This is a genomic window from Rhodanobacter lindaniclasticus, assembly GCF_004799035.1.
Classification (GTDB): Bacteria; Pseudomonadota; Gammaproteobacteria; order Xanthomonadales; family Rhodanobacteraceae; genus Rhodanobacter; species Rhodanobacter lindaniclasticus.
Window position 1 is genome coordinate 1 of sequence record NZ_MWIO01000107.1, and the last position, 562, is coordinate 562.

Annotated in this window: 1 protein-coding gene; it reads left to right on the forward strand. The window is 62.6% G+C overall.

The annotated features are described in order from the left end of the window. Positions 1-114 precede the first annotated feature (114 nt). Positions 115-562, forward strand: a 448-nt coding sequence (gene pilP / locus B1991_RS18555; RefSeq protein WP_136260145.1) for a type IV pilus biogenesis protein PilP, incomplete at its 3' end; no start/stop codon positions are given.

Below are 562 nucleotides of genomic sequence, written 5' to 3' on the forward strand. Positions count from 1 at the left end.
GTCCTAACCAGCTTCTCGCGCCGGTTACCGAGGATGGAATGCGCATTCGCGAGATCGCAGTAGAGCTCAACCACGACGACGCCCAACTCACTTGGAATATCACCGGAGAAATCTATGGTCGCTAACTTCATGAAGATGGCCGCAGTGCTGCTGCTGGCAGCAGCACCTGGCATCAGCCAGGCCGTTGTGCCGTCCGTGGCGGAGCTGGACGCAGTCCAAGGCGAAACCCTGATGATGCGAGCGCAGGCGGCAAAGGCGAAGGCCGCCCAGGAACTCACGGAGCTCAACGCGCCAGCAAGTGGCGCTGTAGATTCGGGCGCACAAGCCGTGACCAAGAGCGCGGAAGCGCAGCTTCCCGCGGCGCGCGGTCTATTCGGTGCCAACGGCACTCGATACGTGGAGTTCCTGTACTCCAACGGCGGAATGGCTGAGGGCAAGGTCGGCGATCACCTCCCGGGCGGATTCAAGGTGATCGCGTTTGATCAGGGCGGCGTGGATCTGCAGGCGGCCGGCGGAAAACGGCATCGCATTCCGTTCTCGCTGCAAGCGCCTGCTCCGCAGT